This is a genomic window from Qipengyuania flava, from assembly GCF_019448255.1.
Taxonomy (GTDB): domain Bacteria; phylum Pseudomonadota; class Alphaproteobacteria; order Sphingomonadales; family Sphingomonadaceae; genus Qipengyuania; species Qipengyuania flava_A.
Genome location: NZ_CP080410.1, coordinates 1,343,422 through 1,359,193 on the forward strand (window position 1 = coordinate 1,343,422; position 15,772 = coordinate 1,359,193).

General features: G+C 64.1%; 14 protein-coding genes. 5 read left to right on the forward strand and 9 right to left on the reverse strand.

The window, feature by feature from the left end; all coding sequences use genetic code 11:
* The first annotated feature begins 13 nt into the window (after window positions 1–13).
* Window positions 14–1,957 carry a potassium transporter Kup gene (locus KUV82_RS06650; protein ID WP_219956079.1) on the forward strand — a complete coding sequence of 648 codons (1,944 nt, stop codon included), beginning with the start codon at window positions 14–16 and terminating at the stop codon, window positions 1,955–1,957.
* Between the two features lie 585 nt (window positions 1,958–2,542).
* Here KUV82_RS06650 and KUV82_RS06655 read toward each other — a convergent pair.
* Genes KUV82_RS06655 through KUV82_RS06675 form a run of 5 tightly spaced genes read right to left on the reverse strand, consistent with a single transcriptional unit; the run spans window position 2,543 to window position 7,795 of the window.
* Complete coding sequence (locus KUV82_RS06655) at window positions 2,543–3,190, reverse strand: inner membrane-spanning protein YciB (protein ID WP_219956080.1); 648 nt, start codon at window positions 3,188–3,190, stop codon at window positions 2,543–2,545.
* Complete coding sequence (ftsY, locus tag KUV82_RS06660; protein WP_219956081.1) at window positions 3,190–4,116, reverse strand: signal recognition particle-docking protein FtsY; 927 nt, start codon at window positions 4,114–4,116, stop codon at window positions 3,190–3,192. Before ftsY ends, KUV82_RS06655 begins: the two co-directional genes overlap by 1 nt.
* Window positions 4,113–5,288: a MiaB/RimO family radical SAM methylthiotransferase gene (locus KUV82_RS06665; RefSeq protein WP_219956082.1), complete on the reverse strand. Its 1,176-nt coding sequence runs from the start codon at window positions 5,286–5,288 to the stop codon at window positions 4,113–4,115. Before KUV82_RS06665 ends, ftsY begins: the two co-directional genes overlap by 4 nt.
* A complete protein-coding gene (gene dapF / locus KUV82_RS06670; RefSeq protein WP_219956083.1) occupies window positions 5,285–6,094 on the reverse strand; it encodes a diaminopimelate epimerase in 810 nt (269 codons plus the stop codon). The genes KUV82_RS06665 and dapF overlap by 4 nt, the downstream gene beginning before the upstream one ends.
* Window positions 6,095–6,142: 48 nt before the next feature.
* Window positions 6,143–7,795 carry a putative bifunctional diguanylate cyclase/phosphodiesterase gene (locus tag KUV82_RS06675; protein ID WP_258319871.1) on the reverse strand — a complete coding sequence of 551 codons (1,653 nt, stop codon included), beginning with the start codon at window positions 7,793–7,795 and terminating at the stop codon, window positions 6,143–6,145.
* A gap of 180 nt (window positions 7,796–7,975) precedes the next feature.
* On the opposite strand from KUV82_RS06675, the gene KUV82_RS06680 reads away from it, so the two are divergent.
* Together KUV82_RS06680 and KUV82_RS06685 are read left to right on the forward strand one after the other, a co-directional pair.
* Window positions 7,976–8,383: an EVE domain-containing protein gene (locus tag KUV82_RS06680; RefSeq protein ID WP_219956085.1), complete on the forward strand. Its 408-nt coding sequence runs from the start codon at window positions 7,976–7,978 to the stop codon at window positions 8,381–8,383.
* 72 nt (window positions 8,384–8,455) lie between these two features.
* Window positions 8,456–9,205, forward strand: a complete 750-nt coding sequence (locus KUV82_RS06685; RefSeq protein ID WP_219956086.1) for an SDR family oxidoreductase — start codon at window positions 8,456–8,458, stop codon at window positions 9,203–9,205.
* Window positions 9,206–9,208: 3 nt separating this feature from the next.
* Here KUV82_RS06685 and KUV82_RS06690 read toward each other — a convergent pair whose 3' ends face one another.
* A complete protein-coding gene (locus KUV82_RS06690; RefSeq protein WP_219956087.1) occupies window positions 9,209–10,876 on the reverse strand; it encodes a thiamine pyrophosphate-binding protein in 1,668 nt (555 codons plus the stop codon).
* Window positions 10,877–11,012: 136 nt separating this feature from the next.
* On the opposite strand from KUV82_RS06690, the gene KUV82_RS06695 reads away from it, so the two are divergent.
* Complete coding sequence (locus KUV82_RS06695) at window positions 11,013–11,207, forward strand: hypothetical protein (protein WP_219956088.1); 195 nt, start codon at window positions 11,013–11,015, stop codon at window positions 11,205–11,207.
* Between the two features lie 3 nt (window positions 11,208–11,210).
* On the opposite strand, the gene KUV82_RS06700 is transcribed toward KUV82_RS06695, so the two are convergent.
* Complete coding sequence (locus KUV82_RS06700; protein WP_219956089.1) at window positions 11,211–12,548, reverse strand: MFS transporter; 1,338 nt, start codon at window positions 12,546–12,548, stop codon at window positions 11,211–11,213.
* A 117-nt stretch (window positions 12,549–12,665) separates the two neighbouring features.
* Between KUV82_RS06700 and pgsA the strand changes: the two genes are divergently transcribed.
* Complete coding sequence (gene pgsA, locus KUV82_RS06705) at window positions 12,666–13,259, forward strand: CDP-diacylglycerol--glycerol-3-phosphate 3-phosphatidyltransferase (RefSeq protein WP_219956090.1); 594 nt, start codon at window positions 12,666–12,668, stop codon at window positions 13,257–13,259.
* Here the strand turns inward: pgsA and KUV82_RS06710 are convergent.
* Together KUV82_RS06710 and KUV82_RS06715 are read right to left on the reverse strand one after the other, a co-directional pair.
* Window positions 13,256–14,725 (reverse strand): oligosaccharide flippase family protein, encoded by a 1,470-nt coding sequence (locus KUV82_RS06710; protein WP_219956091.1) that lies wholly within the window; start codon window positions 14,723–14,725, stop codon window positions 13,256–13,258. The genes pgsA and KUV82_RS06710 overlap by 4 nt on opposite strands.
* Window positions 14,722–15,762, reverse strand: coding sequence for an ATP-grasp domain-containing protein (locus KUV82_RS06715; RefSeq protein WP_219956092.1), 1,041 nt, complete (start codon window positions 15,760–15,762; stop codon window positions 14,722–14,724). Before KUV82_RS06715 ends, KUV82_RS06710 begins: the two co-directional genes overlap by 4 nt.
* Between the last annotated feature and the right edge of the window lie 10 nt (window positions 15,763–15,772).

The following is a 15,772-nucleotide window of genomic DNA, read 5'->3' on the forward strand; positions in this document are numbered from 1 at the left end:
AATCCAATCTTTCATGAACGACACCGCGCCAGCGCTAGACCCGATCCCCGAGGGCGACTCCGCCAAGGGGCAGCATGGTCATGGCCATTCCGGATCCAAGGCCGCCTTGGCCGTGGGCGCAATCGGCGTGGTCTTCGGCGACATCGGTACGAGCCCGCTCTACGCGTTCCGCGAAACCTTTGCCGGAGCGGCGAACATTGCGATCGACCGCCTGCATGTGCTCGGCGTCGTCAGCCTGATTTTCTGGTCGATGGTGATCGTGGTGGCCCTGCAATATGTCACCATTCTGATGCGGGCGGACAACAAGGGGCAGGGCGGCAGCCTCGCCCTGATCGCGCTGATCAGCCGCCATATCGGCCAGACGAAATACGCCTGGCTGGTCGTCTTGCTGGGCGTTTTTGCGACCTCGCTGTTCTACGGCGACAGCATGATCACGCCGGCGATCTCGGTGCTCTCCGCGGTCGAAGGCCTGACCGTCGTCGATCCTGGCCTGCAATCCTACGTCATTCCGATCGCCCTGGTGCTGCTGGTATGCCTGTTTGTCCTGCAGCAACGCGGGACCGCCAAGGTCGGCGCGCTGTTCGCGCCGGTGATGATCGTCTGGTTCGCGACGCTTGCCGGGCTGGGCCTTAACCAGATCATCCAGCACCCCGAGATCCTGTGGGCGCTCAATCCCTATTACGCGGTGATGTTCTTCGTCACCGACGGGTTCGTCGCCTTCCTCGCGATGGGCGCCGTGGTGCTGGCAGTCACCGGTTCCGAGGCGCTCTATTCGGACATGGGGCACTTCGGGCGCGGTCCGATGCGCCTTTCCTGGTTCGGTTTCGTGATGCCGTGCCTGCTGCTCAACTACTTCGGGCAGGGAGCCATGATCGCTTCGCTTCCGCCCGAGCAGGCAGCCGAAGTGGTTCGCAACCCGTTCTTCTTGCTGGCAGCTGAGGAATTCCGCCTGCCGCTGGTGATCCTCGCTACCGTGGCGACCTTCATCGCCAGCCAGGCGGTCATCTCGGGCGCGTTCAGCATTACCCACCAGGCCATGCAGCTGGGCTTCATGCCGCGCATGACGATCCGCCACACCAGCGAGACCGAGGCGGGCCAGATCTATATCCCGGTGATCAACTGGGCGCTGATGGTGGCGGTCATCATCCTCGTGCTGACCTTCCAGAGCTCGTCCAACCTCGCCGCTGCTTACGGCATTGCCGTGACCGGCGCGGTCACGATCGATACGCTGCTGATGGGCGTCTTGTTCGTTGGCGTTTGGAAGTGGAAATGGTGGTACGCCGCCCCCGTGGTGATCTTCTTCCTGATCATCGACGGGGCCTATTTCGCGGCAAACCTGTTCAAGGTTCCACAGGGCGGCTGGTTCCCGCTGGTCGTGGGCCTTGTAGCCTTCACCCTGCTCACCACCTGGGCGCGCGGGCGCAAGCTGATGCGCGACCGGATGAGCGAGACCGCGCTGCCGATCGAGATCTTCGCCAAGAGCGCCAAGAATTCCGCCACGCGCGTGCCGGGCACGGCCATCTTCATGGCCAGCCAGACCGCCGGCGTGCCTTCGGCGCTGCTGCACAACATCAAGCACAACAAGGTGCTGCACGAACGCGTGGTGATCCTGACCGTGCTGATCGCCGATACGCCCTATGTCGACGCGAGCGAGCGGTGCGAGATGCAGGACCTTGGCGACGGCTTCTACCGCGCGATCCTGCACTACGGCTTCATGCAGGAAACCGACGTGCCGCAGGGGCTGAAGGAAATGACCCGCTGCGGCGGTGAGTTCGACATGATGCACACCAGCTTCTTCCTGAGCCGCCAGACCCTGCTGCCGAGCGACAAGCCCGGCATGCCGATCTGGCGCGAGAAGATCTTCGCGTGGATGCTGCGCAACGCGGCGACGGCGATGGACTTCTTCCGCCTGCCGACCAACCGTGTGGTGGAGCTGGGGAGCCAGGTGGAGATTTAGCTCCGGTAGAAGAAAGCGGTCATTCTGCTAGCGACCCGCATCCGGCCGTCTAGTGTGGCCCGTTACATTCTGGTTCTGAGAGTGTTTGAGGAGGTGCGCTCAGATGAATTGTGACGACGCTGCACCCCCCGCCTAGCCTCACAGGTAAATCGAATTCGGTTGGAACCCACTTCTTATCGCCCGCGTCCGCGATTCCATAGTCCGCTTGGTCGCAAGGATACTCGCCATGGCCTTGGCGTTCACATTCCGCCTTGACCATCTTCCGCCATTCTTGACTGTTTGGAAAGTGCATCACGAAGATGCCCTCTACCGAGCCGTCCTCGTGCTCGAAGTAATACTGAGAGTAATCGGCAACGGGATTTACAGGTAGCTCGCTATCCAGAACCGCAGCCTCCATTCGATCCGGAACGTGATTGTCCTTAGGCACCCCACAGCCTACTACGCAAAAACAAGAGAATATCTTTAGAAGTGTTCGCACTTCGCGTGCCATTTTCGCCTAGCCAATCGGTGTGAGCGCACCCTAGCTTTTCACAACGAGCAGCGAAAGCGGATTGGCAGTTTGCCACCCACGAGTGGACATTTACCTCACGCGGTCGGCGGCTCGTCCTTCAGCACCTCGTCCTTTTCCTCCAGCGCGAGGCCATGGCGCAGGAGCATCGGGATTTGCGTGAAGGTGAAGAGGAAGCTCAATGGCATGAAGACCCACAGCTTGGCCCAGAGCCAGCTTTCGAAGCTCAGTTGCATTCGCAGGACTTCGTTCAACCCGGCCATGAACACGAAGAAGATGCCCCAGTTGCGCGACAGCTTGAGCCAGCCTTCCTTGTCGACGCCCTCGAAGGCCGCCTCGAGCAGGATCTGCAGCAGCGCCTTGCCGCGCATCCACCCGCCGATCAGCAGCGCGCCGAACAGCAGGTAGATCGCGGTCGGCTTGATCTGGATGAACTTCTCGTCCTGCAGCCAGATGGTGAGGCCGCCGAAGCCGACAATCAGCGCGGTCGAGAGGATCAGCATCGGGCTGACGTGGCCGAACTTCAGCTTGCTGAAGACCAGCGCCGCAACCGCCGCCATCATGAAGGCGATCGTGCCGTAGATCACCGCCGCGATCTCGCCGAAGGTCGATGTCTCGGGCGGCTGGTAGAACTTGTAGACGCCGAGGAAGACCAGCAGCGGGCCATAGTCGACGAGGATGTTGAGCCAGCCGGACTTGGGCTTGGGCTTGGTCTCTTCGGTCATCAGGCCACCCCTGCAATCACGCGCGCCACAAGGTCGGGATCGAAGGGGCGCAAATCGTCGATCTTTTCGCCGACGCCAATGGCGTGGATCGGCAGGCCGTATTGCTCGGCCGCCTGCACCAGCACGCCGCCGCGCGCGGTACCGTCCAATTTGGTCATGACGAGGCCGGTGACCCCGGCGACTTCCTTGAACACGTCGATCTGGCTCAAGGCGTTCTGGCCGTTGGTGGCGTCGAGCACGAGGACCACGTCATGCGGCGCTTCGGGGTTGAGGCGGCCGAGGACTTTGCGGATCTTCGCCAGCTCGTCCATCAGCTCACGCTTGTTCTGGAGGCGCCCGGCGGTGTCGACGATCAGCGCGTCGGTGCCGACATCGGTCGCCTGCTTGACCGCATCGAACACGATGCTTGCCGGGTCGCCGCCTTCGGGGCCGCGCACGATGGGAACATCGATCCGGTCCGCCCAGGTCTGCAGCTGGCCTATGGCGGCCGCGCGGAAAGTGTCGCCCGCTGCCAGCATGACGGCGTAGTCGTCTTCCTGGAAGAGATGCGCGAGCTTGGCGATCGTGGTGGTCTTGCCGCTGCCGTTGACGCCGATGACCAGCAGCACCTGCGGACGGGGGAAGGCGGTGATCTCCAGCGGTTTGGCTACGGGGCGCAGGATGGCCGCGATTTCCTCGGCCACCGCTTCCTTCAGTTCGGTCTCGCTGATTTCGAGGCCGAAGCGCTTTTCGCGCAGTTTCTCGCGGATGCGCGCTGCAGCGGCGGGGCCAAGGTCGGAGAGGATTAGCGCGTCTTCGACATCGTCCAAGGTCGCGTCGTCGAGCTTGGCCGTGCTCACCACTTCGGTGAGGTTGCTGGTGAGTTTTTCGGAGGTCTTGCGGAAGCCTCCGAACAGCCGGTCGGTCCAGCTCTGCTTCTCGGTCATTCTAGAAGGCCATTTCCGTGCTTGGTCGGCGTCATCGTGACAAGGGAGCCTGCGGGCGTGCTGTCGGGCAGCGCCACACGGGCGAAATGGGGTGTGTAGCCTGTCCCGTCGCGCTCGGCGAGGACGGTGTGGGGCTTATCGACGAGCGACGCCAGCCACTCGTCGCGCGCCTGCGAGGTGGCCGCGCGCAGTTCGGCCGCGCGGCGCTTGACCGTCTGGCGCTCGACCTGCGGCATGCGCGCTGCGGGCGTGCCGGGGCGGGGCGAATAAGGGAAGATGTGGCCGTGGACGATCCCGAGTTCGGCGATGATCGAGAGATTGGCCGCGTGATGCTCCTCGCTTTCCGTCGGGAAACCGGCAATGAGGTCGGCGCCGATTGCGATTTCGGGGCGCTGCTCTTTCAGGCGCCTGACGAGTTCCACCGCATCGCCGCGCAAGTGCCGCCGTTTCATGCGCTTCAGGATGAGGTCGTGCCCGTGCTGGAGCGAGAGATGGAGGTGCGGCATCACCCGTTCCTCGCTCGCAAACAGCTCGAACAGCAGCGGGTCGATCTCGATCCCGTCGAGCGAGGACATGCGCAGGCGCTTGAGCTGGGGGAAGGAGTCGATCACCGCTCGGACAAGCTCCCCCAGGGGAGGGGCGCCGGGCAGGTCATGCCCCCATGAGGTGACATCCACGCCGGTGAGCACGATTTCCGGCGCGCCATGGTCGAGGTGGCGTTCCACTTCGGACAGGACCTGAGCGATAGTCAGCGAACGGCTGGCGCCGCGCCCCTGCGGGATGACGCAGAAGGTGCAGGCGTGATCGCAGCCGTTCTGGATGGCGATAAAGGCGCGGGTGCGGTCCTGCGGCACGGGCGGGGCTTCGGCCGGCACGTTCCAGGCGCGCGCGTCGAGCTTTTGCGTGTTGGCGACCAGCCCGTCCACTTCGGGCATGGCGGCGAGCTGTTCGCGCTCGATATCGGCGGCGCAGCCGGTCACCAGCAGCCGCGCATCGGGATTGGCACGTCGCGCGCGGCGGATCGCCTGACGGGTCTGGCGCACGGCTTCGCTGGTCACGGCGCAGCTGTTCACCACCACGAGGTCGCTTTCCTTCGCCAGCATGGCGCGGATTTGCTCGCTTTCGGAAATGTTGAGCCGGCAGCCGAGCGAAATGACTTGCGCCTCGCTCACCCGAAGTGGTCCCATTCGAAACTGCCGCGATAGCTTTCGGTGGCCGGGCCGGTCATGCGGATGCAGTTGCTTTCGTCCCAGGCGATGACGAGGTCGCCGCCGGGAAGCGTGACGGTCACCTCGCGCTCCACCAGCCCGCGGCGCATGGCGTGGATGGCCGTGGCGCAGGCGCCGGTGCCGCAGGCGCGCGTGAGCCCCACGCCGCGCTCCCATACGCGCAGGCGGATGTGGGTGCGGTCCTCGATCGTGGCGACGTTGACGTTCACGCGTTCGGGAAAGAGCGGATCGTGCTCGATTTCCGGGCCGAGCTTTTCGAGCGGCACGGCATCGGTGTCTTCGACGAAGAAGATCACATGCGGGTTGCCGACATTGACCGCGCCGGGCTGGTCCAGGCCCTCCCAGCCCACCGGCATGACCGCCGTATCCATGCCATAAGCGAGCGGGATCGCGTCCCAGTCGAAGCGCGGAGTGCCCATGTCGACGCTGGCGCCCATGGCGTGCGGTTCGACATGGATCGTGCCGCCGCTGGTCTCCACGCTGGCCGCTTCGCCGTGGAGAAGCGCAACTGCGCGGCTGGCGTTGCCGCAAGCTTCCACCTCGCCGCCGTCATGGTTGAAAATGCGCATGCGGAAATCCGCTGCATCGCTCGGTTCGAGCAGGATCAGCTGGTCGCAGCCGATGCCCGTTCGCCGGTCAGCGATGGCCTTGGCGGCCGCGTTGGTCATAGCGGGCAGGGCCTGGGTGCGTGCGTCGAGCACGACGAAGTCGTTGCCCAGACCGTGCATCTTGGTGAAATCAACCCGCATAGCGTGGCCGCATCTATGCACTCGGGCGGGCAGCGTCCAGTGGGCGCGTCAGCCCGCGGCCTTGTCTCCGCTGCGCGAAGGGCTGGCGGAGGTGAAATCGACCTCGGTTACGTTGTCGAGCTTGTCCTTGGCCAGCAGGTCCTGCTTGCCAAGGCGCGCAAGGACGTCGGCGGCCGGTTCCGGGCGGCCGTAGTGGTATCCCTGGCCCTTCATCTTGCCCATGCGCTTGAGCGCATCGAGCACGACCTCGTTCTCGATGCCCTCGGCGGTGACCGGGAGCTTGAGGCCGTCGCTCATGGCGAGGATCGCATCGACCAGCTTGGCGCCGTGCTCTTCTTCCTTGAGTTCGGAAATGAAGGCGCGGTCGATCTTGAGGCGATCGAAGGGAAGGCTGCGCAGCTGCGAAAGGCTCGAGTAGCCGGTTCCGAAATCGTCCAGGCTGACATGCACGCCCTGGTTCCGCAGCGAGGTAATCATCGACCGGACCATGCCGACATTCTCATGCAGGCAGCTTTCGGTGATTTCGATGTCGAGGCGATGTGGCGGGAAGTTGTGCGCGACGAGCAGTTTGAGGAGCTTTTGCGCAAACCACGGGTCGCGCATCTGCACGGGCGAAATGTTGACCGAAAGGGTAAGCTCCGAATCCCATTCCTTCGCATCCTCGAAGGCCTGCGAGATCAGCCGCTCGCTCATCTCGCCGATCACGCCGATTTCCTCGGCGATGGGAATGAAGATGTCGGGACCGACGACGCCCATTTCGGGCGATTCCCAGCGCGCGAGCATTTCGAAACCGGCCAGCTTGCCCGTGTCGAGATCGACCTGCTGTTCGTAATAGGGACGGAATTCGCCGCGTGCGATGCCCTTGCGGATGCCCGCTTCCAGTTCGTTGCGGAAGCGCAGCTCATTTTCCATCGGCGCTTCGAACCAGTAGAAGCGGTTCTTGCCCTGCTTCTTGGCGTGGTACATCGCGATATCGGCCTTGTGCATCAGCTTCTGTGCCGATGCGGTGCCGTTGTGCATGTCGTCCATCTGGGTGCTGGAAGCGATCCCGATCGAAATGGTGATATCGATAGCGGTTTCTGCGCATTCGACCGGACGCGCGACCTGCTCGATCATGCGCGTGGCAAGTTGGTCGACCCGGTCGGGGACCTGCGGATGGTAGGGGACGACACAGACGAATTCGTCGCCTCCCAGCCGGGCGACAACCGCGCCATCGGGAAGCAGGCGCTGGATCCGCGCTGCGGTTGCGCGCAGGACTTCGTCACCCGCCTGGTGCCCGTGAAGGTCGTTCACCTGCTTGAAATTGTCGAGGTCGACCGCAACGGCCGCCAGCGCCTGTTCGCGCTTCTGAAGATCCGCCAGCAGATCGCCCAGGACGGCTGTGAAACTGCGGCGGTTGTGGCAGCCGGTGAGGTGGTCGATGTCGGCAAGCCGGCGCGCCTCTTCTTCCGATTGGCGACGGGCCTGAAGCTCGGTGTTGAGGGCCTTGTAGCGATGCCAGCCGAGGAGGATCAGGGCGATGTTCAGGAGCAGGGCATTGGTCAGTGCGACGTCGAGTGACGCAGCATCGCCCTGCCAGGCCTTGGTGAGGTTCGGCAGAACCACACCTGCGGTGCCGACAAACAGAATGATCGCGGCAAAGGCGATGCCCAGCGTAATCAAGTCGTGCTCGCGGCCGGAAGCATCCCTTCCGCCGCTCAAGCGCCGATTTTCCCGTTCATGTTCAGTCTTCGCGGCCAATCCCGCCCCCTGGAGTCTTTCGCCGATCGTTTGTAGGGCCGCGGCGCCTAAAAAGGCGTTAATCTCGGGCATCTGCGGGCTGGCCAGCGCGGTCCCCACGGTCTAACCGCCGCACTTCAAGTCAATCACGGAGAGGCCCCGATGCGCTACTGGCTGATGAAGTCCGAACCCTTCAAATACAGTTGGGACGATCTCGTCGCCGAAGAAGAGGGTACGTGGGACGGGGTTCGCAACCATCGGGCGAAGAACAATCTCGCTGCCATGGAAGTGGGTGACCAGGCGTTCTTCTACCATTCGCGCGAGGGGCTCGAGATCGTCGGCATTTGTGAGGTCAGCGTTGCCGGCATCACCGACCCCACCGATCCGGAAGGCAAATGGGCGGCAGTCAAGGTGAAGCCCAAGACCAAGCTGCCGCATCCGGTTACGTTGAAGCAGATCAAGGCCGAGCCCCAGCTTGCCAATTGCGAGTTGGTCAAGCTCTCGCGCCTGTCGGTTGCCGAGATCACGCCCGACGAATGGTCCGTGATCTGCGCCATGGCGGGCATTTGACCCGCCAGGTTGAAGGAACGCTCTGCTGAAATCTCCCGTTAGGGTTGAAACCCCTAACGACGGAGACCGGACATGAAGCGATTTGAAGGCAAGCGCATCCTTATCACGGGTGGCACGAGCGGCATGGGGCTTGCTGGTGCCAAGATGATTGTCGAGGAGGGCGGAGAGGTCGCCGTTACCGGGACCAGCCAGGGCCATCTCGACGAAGCCGGGGAAGCGCTGCCTTCCGGATCGCTTGTCCTGCGCAACGACGCCTCCGATCCCGAAGCAGCCAAGGAACTCGGCGCCAAGGTCAAGGAACAGATGGGTTCGATCGACGGCGTGTGGCTCAACGCCGGCTTTGGCAAGTTCGGTGACAATACCAAGATCGATGCGGATACCTTCGATGGCATGACCAACGTCAATGTGCGCGGTCCGGTCCTCCAGATGGCGCAGCTCATTCCGCTCATCTCCGATGGCGGATCGGTCGTCGTGACGGCCTCGGTCTCACCGTATCTCGGGCAGCCGCAGGGCGCCGTTTACGCCGCGACGAAGGGCGCGGTCACAGCGCTGACCCGTGCCTGGGCCGCCGACCTCGCTGGACGGAATATCCGCGCGAACTCCATCGCGCCTGGCCCGATCGAGACCAATTTCTTCGAAGGGATGGGGTTGTCGGACGAAGAGGTCGAAGGCTTCAGCAAGCAGATCAAGAAGCAGGTCCCGCTTGGCCGGTTCGGCTCATCGGAAGAAGCGGCGCAGGTCGCCCTGTTCCTTCTTTCCGATCAGTCCAGCTACGTCACCGGTTCGCAATACATGGTCGATGGCGGAATGACGATGCGTTGAGGCCTAGCGGCTGCGCAAACCGCTGACACTCGCTCCACTGGCGGCGAGCTGTTCGATGTCGATCGTGCAATGAATGAGGCGTAGCCCGCTGCGGCCCTGAGCCGCGACAAGCGCATCCTTGAACTCCTGCGTCGTCCCGGCGCTGGCAGACCAGCCACCGAAGGCTGCACCGAGCGCGGCGAAATCGGGGTTGGCGAGGCGCGTGGCGCTGATCCGTTCTTCACCCGGAAACTCGCGTTCCTGGTGCATGCGGATGGTCCCGTAAGCGGAGTTGTCGACCACGATCACGATCATGTTGGCACCGTGCTGCGCGGCGGTTGCAAGCTCCTGCCCGTTCATCAGGAAATCGCCATCGCCGGCCACTGCAACGACGGTGCGGTCCGGAAAGCGGAGTGCGGCCGAAACCGCTGCGGGGACGCCGTAGCCCATGGCGCCGCAGGTGGGCGCGAGCTGGGTCGGGAAGCCGGCGTAGCGCCAGTAGCGGTGCCACCAGCCGGAGAAATTACCGGCTCCGTTGCAGATGATCGTATCGGCAGGCAGCGTGTCGCGCATGAACTGCACCGCCTGGCCCATGTCTAGCGCGTGATCGTTGGGGTGCGCGGTCGCCCACGCTTCCCATTCCGCGTGGGCTTCGCGCCCGGCGTCGAAATCGATCGCATCGCCATCGTCCCACAGCGCCGCGCTTTCGGCGAAATCGTCCATGGCGGCGCAAATGGCGAGGTCAGCGGGATAGACGCTACCAAGCTCGTTGGGATCGGGATGAATGTGGATCAGCGTGCGATCGGGCGCGGTGAGCGGAGGCACAGTGTAGCCGTCGGTCGTCGCCTCGCCGAGACGCGCGCCAACCGCGAGGATGAGGTCTGCGTTCTTTACTCGCTCGACCAGTTTTGGATTGGGGCCATAGCCGAGGTTACCGGCATAGACCGGGCTCGACGGCGCGATTGCGTCCTGACGCCGGAAGGCGGTGGCCACAGGAATGCCCAGGCGCTCTGCAAACAGCTGGAAGTGTTCGCGCGCCTTCGCATTCCAGCCCGCACCGCCGATGATGGCGACGGGCGATGCGGCATCGGCGATCAGCGCCATCATGGCCTGCATTGCGTCAGGGCAGGGGGCCTGTGCAGGGCGCTCTGCGCGCGGGCGAGGGCGCGCATCGGTAGCGCGGCTCAGCATGTCTTCGGGCAGGGCAAGCACGACCGGGCCGGGGCGTCCCGAAACCGCCGTGGCGTAGGCGCGCGCGATATACTCAGGGATGCGGTCGGCCGAATCGATGCGGGCGGCCCATTTGGCGATCGGCCCGAAGAAGGCCGCGAAGTCGACCTCCTGGAAGCCTTCTCGGTCCCGCATCTCGCTGTCGACATCGCCCACGAACAGGATCATCGGCTGAGAATCCTGCATGGCGACATGCACGCCGATGCTGGCGTTGGTCGCGCCGGGGCCGCGCGTGACGAAGGCGACACCGGGTCGGCCGGTCATGGCGCCATCGGCGCAGGCCATGAAAGCAACGCCCCCCTCCTGGCGGCAGGTGACGACATCGATTGTCTCCTGCTGGCCGAGCCCGTCGAGGACCTGGAGAAAGCTCTCTCCGGGCACGGTGAAGACCCTGTCGCAGCCCTGTTCGATCAGGCAGTCGACGAGGAGCTGGGCGGCTTGTGGCGTAACAGGTGCGGTCATGGCTCCGGCGGTTAGCCCGCCTGATGACGCGGCGCAATCGCAGCCATCATGGTTAATATCGGGAAAACCGTGCCATCCGGGGACAGACGCAAGAGCAAAGGATACCAAAGCGTTAAAAAAGCGTTAACCCGTCATCATGAGACGCGCATTAGTCCTTACCAGCGAAGCCGCACGCCACTGGTTCCGTGCCAGCCTGCCGCAGCGCCGCAGCCAATTTGCGGACCTTCCGGCGAGCGGTACGATCGACTGGCGGCTGACGGCGGACGACGTCCGCGGGGTCGCGACGACCTATTTCGCAACGGTCGCGGCGGTTCTCGCCTTTATCGTCTGACGCTTACGCGCCTGCCGCGGCGGCCTGTTCGGCCGCCTCTTTCTCGGCCGCGATCAGGCGCTTGCCCAGCCATGCCGAAAACAGGCACATCGCCGCGCACAGCAGGACCTGTTCGGTAATCGGCACACCCGCCGCACTCAGCGCCATGGCGACGAGCGAGCCGCCTACCATGGCCCCGGAATTGACGATGTTGTTCGCCGCAATGGTGCGCGAGGCCTTGTCGGGCGAAACGCGCGTGGTGAGGAAGGCGTAGAGCGGGACCACGAACATGCCGCCCGCCACCGAAATACCGAGCAGGCAGAGTAGCAGCACTGTCGCCATGGGCCAGGCGAGGAACTCGGTCACGCCGAGCAGGGTGTCCGGCTGGTCGGATTCCCAGATCTTGGCGACCACGTAGAAGGCCACCACGAAGAGGCCCATCACGATCACCGAAACGGGCGAATACCGCGCCGACACCTTGCCCTTGAGCAGCGCGTTCACGGCCACCGAGCCAATCGCCACACCGATCGAGAAGACGACGAGGAACAGGCTGGCGACTTCGGGGCTGGCCATGATCGTGTTCTTGGCCAGCGGCGGGAACTGGATGAACAGCACCGCCCCGATGGTCCAGAAGAAGCTGATGGCGAGGATGGCGTAATAGACTTCCGCGTTATGCATCGTGTCGCGCACCAGCTTCACCGAGGCGCGCAGAATGTGCCAGTCGAGCTTTTCGACCTCGCCCATGGGCGGGGCGGGGGGCACCTGGCGGCTGACGAGGTAGCCGATGCACGCCGTGACGATGATCCCGATGGCGGCCCAGCCGGTGTAGTCGACGGCCAGCGGGCCCGCGAGGATGGTCCCGGCAAGGATGGCGATATAGGTGCCGGCTTCGACCAGCCCGGTGCCGGCCAGCACTTCGTCCTTCTTCAGGTGCTGGGGCAGGATCGCGTATTTGATCGGGCCGAGGAAGGTCGACTGCACGCCGGTCAGGAACAGCGCCAGCAGCAGCAGCGGGATCGCCACCGTGTTCACCATGATCCCCTGCCAGGCCATGTAGAGCCCGGTCGCGCCGATTATCATCAGGCCGATTTCGCACAGCTTCACCGTGCGGATGATTTTCGCCTTGTCGCGCATGTCGGCAAGCTGGCCGGCCAGCGCCGAAAGGATGAAGAACGGCAGGATGAACAGGCCCGAGGCCAGCCCGCTGAAGCTCGCTTCGGTCGCCGGGTCGCTGTACACCGCGTAGACGACGAACAGGACCATGGTGGTCTTGTAGAGATTGTCGTTGAAGGCGTTGAAAAGCTGCGTGACGAACAGCGGCAGGAAACGCCTGCGGCTGAGCAGATGCGTGGATGTAAGCATGACCCCCCGGGGAAAATCCCATTCTCTCGCTCGCGACTCTAGAGAGAACGCGGTCGCGGACAAGGCCAATGAGCGGCTTTTGCGACAGGCCGAATACCGCTAGGGCGTTCGCCCAAGATGCTGACGCTGCCCAACATACTGACGCTGACGCGCATTTTCGCGATTCCCTTGCTCGCCTATTTCCTGTGGTGGCCGGGTTGGGAGACGGGCTATCTGCTCGCCTTCGCGCTCTACTGCGCGATGGGCATCACCGACTATTTCGACGGCTACCTCGCCCGCACCAGCGGTACGGTCTCGAAGCTCGGCATTTTCCTCGATCCCATTGCCGACAAGATCATGGTCGCCTCCGTCATCCTCGTGCTGGCGGCGCAGGGCGTGCTGCGCGGGCCCTATGTGGGCGATGCCCATGTGGTGGCCGGGCTCATCATTCTTGCGCGTGAGATTGCCGTTTCGGGCCTGCGCGAATTTCTCGGCCCGCTCCAGGTGTCGGTGCCCGTGTCGAAGCTCGCGAAATGGAAGACGACCTTCCAGATGGTCTCGCTGGGCTCGCTGATCGGCGGCCAGGGACTTCCGGGCTGGACGGTCATGATCGGCACGGTGGAAGCGAATGTGCCGCACACGGTCGGGCTTGCCACGCTCTGGGCAGCGGCGGTGCTGACGGTGATTACCGGATGGGATTACCTGAGGGTCGGTCTCAAGCACATGGATTAGGCGCGCGTCAGGCGCCGCTTTACGAAACGGCCCAGTTCCGCCTCTGCGGAGTTCGGCCTGCCGCTGGCCAGCCAGAGCAGGCCCAGCACGGCAAAATAGATCACAGCGCCGAGCGGGCCGCGCCAGGCAAGCTCGAAGAGGGGTGTGGGCGAGAGCCCCGGCAATCGCTGCAAGAGGGCAAACATGGCTGCGCCGGCGAGGAAGGGCCGCGCAACGGCTGCCAAGTACCGCCAGGCAGAGCTCCGCGAGCGCCAGGCTATCACGAAGATCCCGGCGACGAGCAGCCCAAAGGTGACCGCGAGGCCTACCATCGCAATGGCAAGGGGCGAGCCCGATTGCTGCGCTGTGCGAGCAACCGCCAGGACGAGGACGGCCAGCCCCGAAAGGCTCATTATCCCCGATGTCCGCTCGAAGCCCCCGGCTTGAAGCGAGGACGCGATCAGCTTGTAGACGGCCATCAGCGCGCTCGCCGTGGCGATCGGCATCACCAGCGTGACCGCCGCCCCCCACTGATCGCCGAGGAAAACTGCGATGAAGCTGGCTGCGACCGCCGCGAGGCCGAACCCCATCGGCGCTGCCATCATGGCGTAGCCGCCAAGCGATCGGGCAATGCGCTCGCCTTGCTGTTTGAAGTCGCCGCTGCGGGCCGTCTGCACGAAAGTTACCCGGTTGAGCGCGGTCGCGATTTCCTGCGTGAGGATGTTCGAAACGTCCTTGCTCACCGCAAAGGCACCAACAGCGCCCGTTTCGGCTGTGCGGCCGACTGCGATGCGTTCGACCTGCGAATAGACGATCTGCGCGGCGGTGCCGACGAAGATCCACAAGGAAACGGCCAGCATCTCCGCACGCCGTGCGAGCGAGAAGCGGGGGCGAAAGGGCTGCATGACATAGGAGAGCGCGGTGAGCGCCAGTGACTGGACGATCATCCCGGCAACCAGCGCCCAGTAGCTGCGTAGCGTCAGCGCGAGGCCCACCGTTACGATAAAGGAAACGATACGCGCGCTCGCCCGCATCTTGAGATCACGTCCGAAGTCCATCTCTCGGTCGAATTCGACCACGCCGATATTGGTCAGGCCGAGCATGACGTAGCGCAGCGACAGGGCATGGATGACAGGCTCGACCCGCGGTTCCTGATAGAATGCCGCAGCAGGTTCGGCGATGGCGAGAAGCACCAGGGCGAGCACGGCGAAGATGATGAACTGGATCGTCCACGCGGTGTCGTAATAGTCCCGCGTGGGCGCTTCCATGCGCAGCAGTGTCTGCCGCAGGCCGAGCAACGAGAAAGTCTCGACCAGCGCGACCACCGTCATCGCCAGCCCGACAACGCCGAAATCCGCCGGTGTAAGAAGCCGGGCGAGGATGAAGACCGAAACCAGCCCGATGGCGCGAAGGCTCCATGTAAGGGCTACGGCCAAGGCCGCGCCGCGGTACACGTCGCCGGTCTTCTTTCCGGAAGGGTCGCTCACCGGTCGCGGCTCGTCGTTCGCCCGCCGATCGGGGCATTGTTGGTAATACGCGAGCGGAAGCGCCCGAGAACCTGCGCTCGCTCGCGCTCGAAGGGCTCCGGATCGTCCTTTGCGTAGCTGTCGAACCCTTCGCGCTTGGCCAGCGCACCTAGGAATTGCGTGAGCCGCCTCATGAAGGCGATTCTCTCAAGCCCCCCGCCGGCGGTTTCGAATGCCTGCGATAGCGCGTCAAATTCTCCCCAGACAGAGCGCTTTTGCAGGCCTGACGGAAAATCGAAGCGCTTCCCGGGCACCTGCCCTTCGATCAGCATGTCATGGAGGAGCGCCGGATAGTCCGCACCTGCATCGGCGGCGAGTTGCATGGAGCCCCAGAACCGCGGGTTCACTTCGAGCAGCGCAAACTCGCCGGTCTCGTCGTTGCAGCGGTATTCGAACATCGCGACCCCGGTGAGGCCTGAGTGTGCGACGATTCTGCGTGACGCCTCCAGCAGGGCGGGGTCGAGGTCTTCCGAAACACGCCAGCTGCTCGGGCCTGTCGCGTGTTCCTGGCGAAGGCGCTTGTGCTGGAAAGCTTGCAGGACTTCTCCGTCCTTGGCGAGCACCGATACGCCGCGGCAAAAACCGGGCAGGAATCCTTCTACGAGCGCGGTCTCCCGGCCGGAAAGTGCATCGGCGATCTCCTCGCGGCTCTCAACCAGCGCAACGCCGGTTTTCTGGCTGGCTTCGCCGAGCGAATAGGAGCGTGGCGATTTCACGATCAGCGGAAGCCCCAGTTCGTGTGCGAGCTGATCCGCGTCATGCGGGGCGCTCGACAGGCGACCGGACGCGGTGGGCACGCCCAACTTACGCGCCGCCTCGCGTGTGGCGCCCTTGTCGACCAGGATCTCCAGCGTGGCGTCGCTCGGCGCCGCCACCCGATGTTCGCCCAAATCGGCGCGGTGGGCCGCCAGTTGCGCGATCGAGGCGTCGCTGGTCGGTACGAGAAGGGAGAAGCCGTGCTGCTCGATAAGCGCCTTGATGCGCTCGACCCAGGCCATGCCGTCGCCT

What these genes read in the sequence shown, in the direction of transcription:
- KUV82_RS06650 (WP_219956079.1), top strand. Translation starts at nt 14, where the DNA reads ATGAACGACACCGCGCCAGCGCTAGACCCGATCCCCGAGGGCGACTCC.
- KUV82_RS06655 (WP_219956080.1), bottom strand. Translation starts at nt 3,190, where the DNA reads ATGACCGAAGAGACCAAGCCCAAGCCCAAGTCCGGCTGGCTCAACATC.
- ftsY (WP_219956081.1), bottom strand. Translation starts at nt 4,116, where the DNA reads ATGACCGAGAAGCAGAGCTGGACCGACCGGCTGTTCGGAGGCTTCCGC.
- dapF (WP_219956083.1), bottom strand. Translation starts at nt 6,094, where the DNA reads ATGCGGGTTGATTTCACCAAGATGCACGGTCTGGGCAACGACTTCGTC.
- KUV82_RS06680 (WP_219956085.1), top strand. Translation starts at nt 7,976, where the DNA reads ATGCGCTACTGGCTGATGAAGTCCGAACCCTTCAAATACAGTTGGGAC.
- KUV82_RS06685 (WP_219956086.1), top strand. Translation starts at nt 8,456, where the DNA reads ATGAAGCGATTTGAAGGCAAGCGCATCCTTATCACGGGTGGCACGAGC.
- KUV82_RS06690 (WP_219956087.1), bottom strand. Translation starts at nt 10,876, where the DNA reads ATGACCGCACCTGTTACGCCACAAGCCGCCCAGCTCCTCGTCGACTGC.
- KUV82_RS06695 (WP_219956088.1), top strand. Translation starts at nt 11,013, where the DNA reads ATGAGACGCGCATTAGTCCTTACCAGCGAAGCCGCACGCCACTGGTTC.
- KUV82_RS06700 (WP_219956089.1), bottom strand. Translation starts at nt 12,548, where the DNA reads ATGCTTACATCCACGCATCTGCTCAGCCGCAGGCGTTTCCTGCCGCTG.
- pgsA (WP_219956090.1), top strand. Translation starts at nt 12,666, where the DNA reads ATGCTGACGCTGCCCAACATACTGACGCTGACGCGCATTTTCGCGATT.
- KUV82_RS06715 (WP_219956092.1), bottom strand. Translation starts at nt 15,762, where the DNA reads ATGGCCTGGGTCGAGCGCATCAAGGCGCTTATCGAGCAGCACGGCTTC.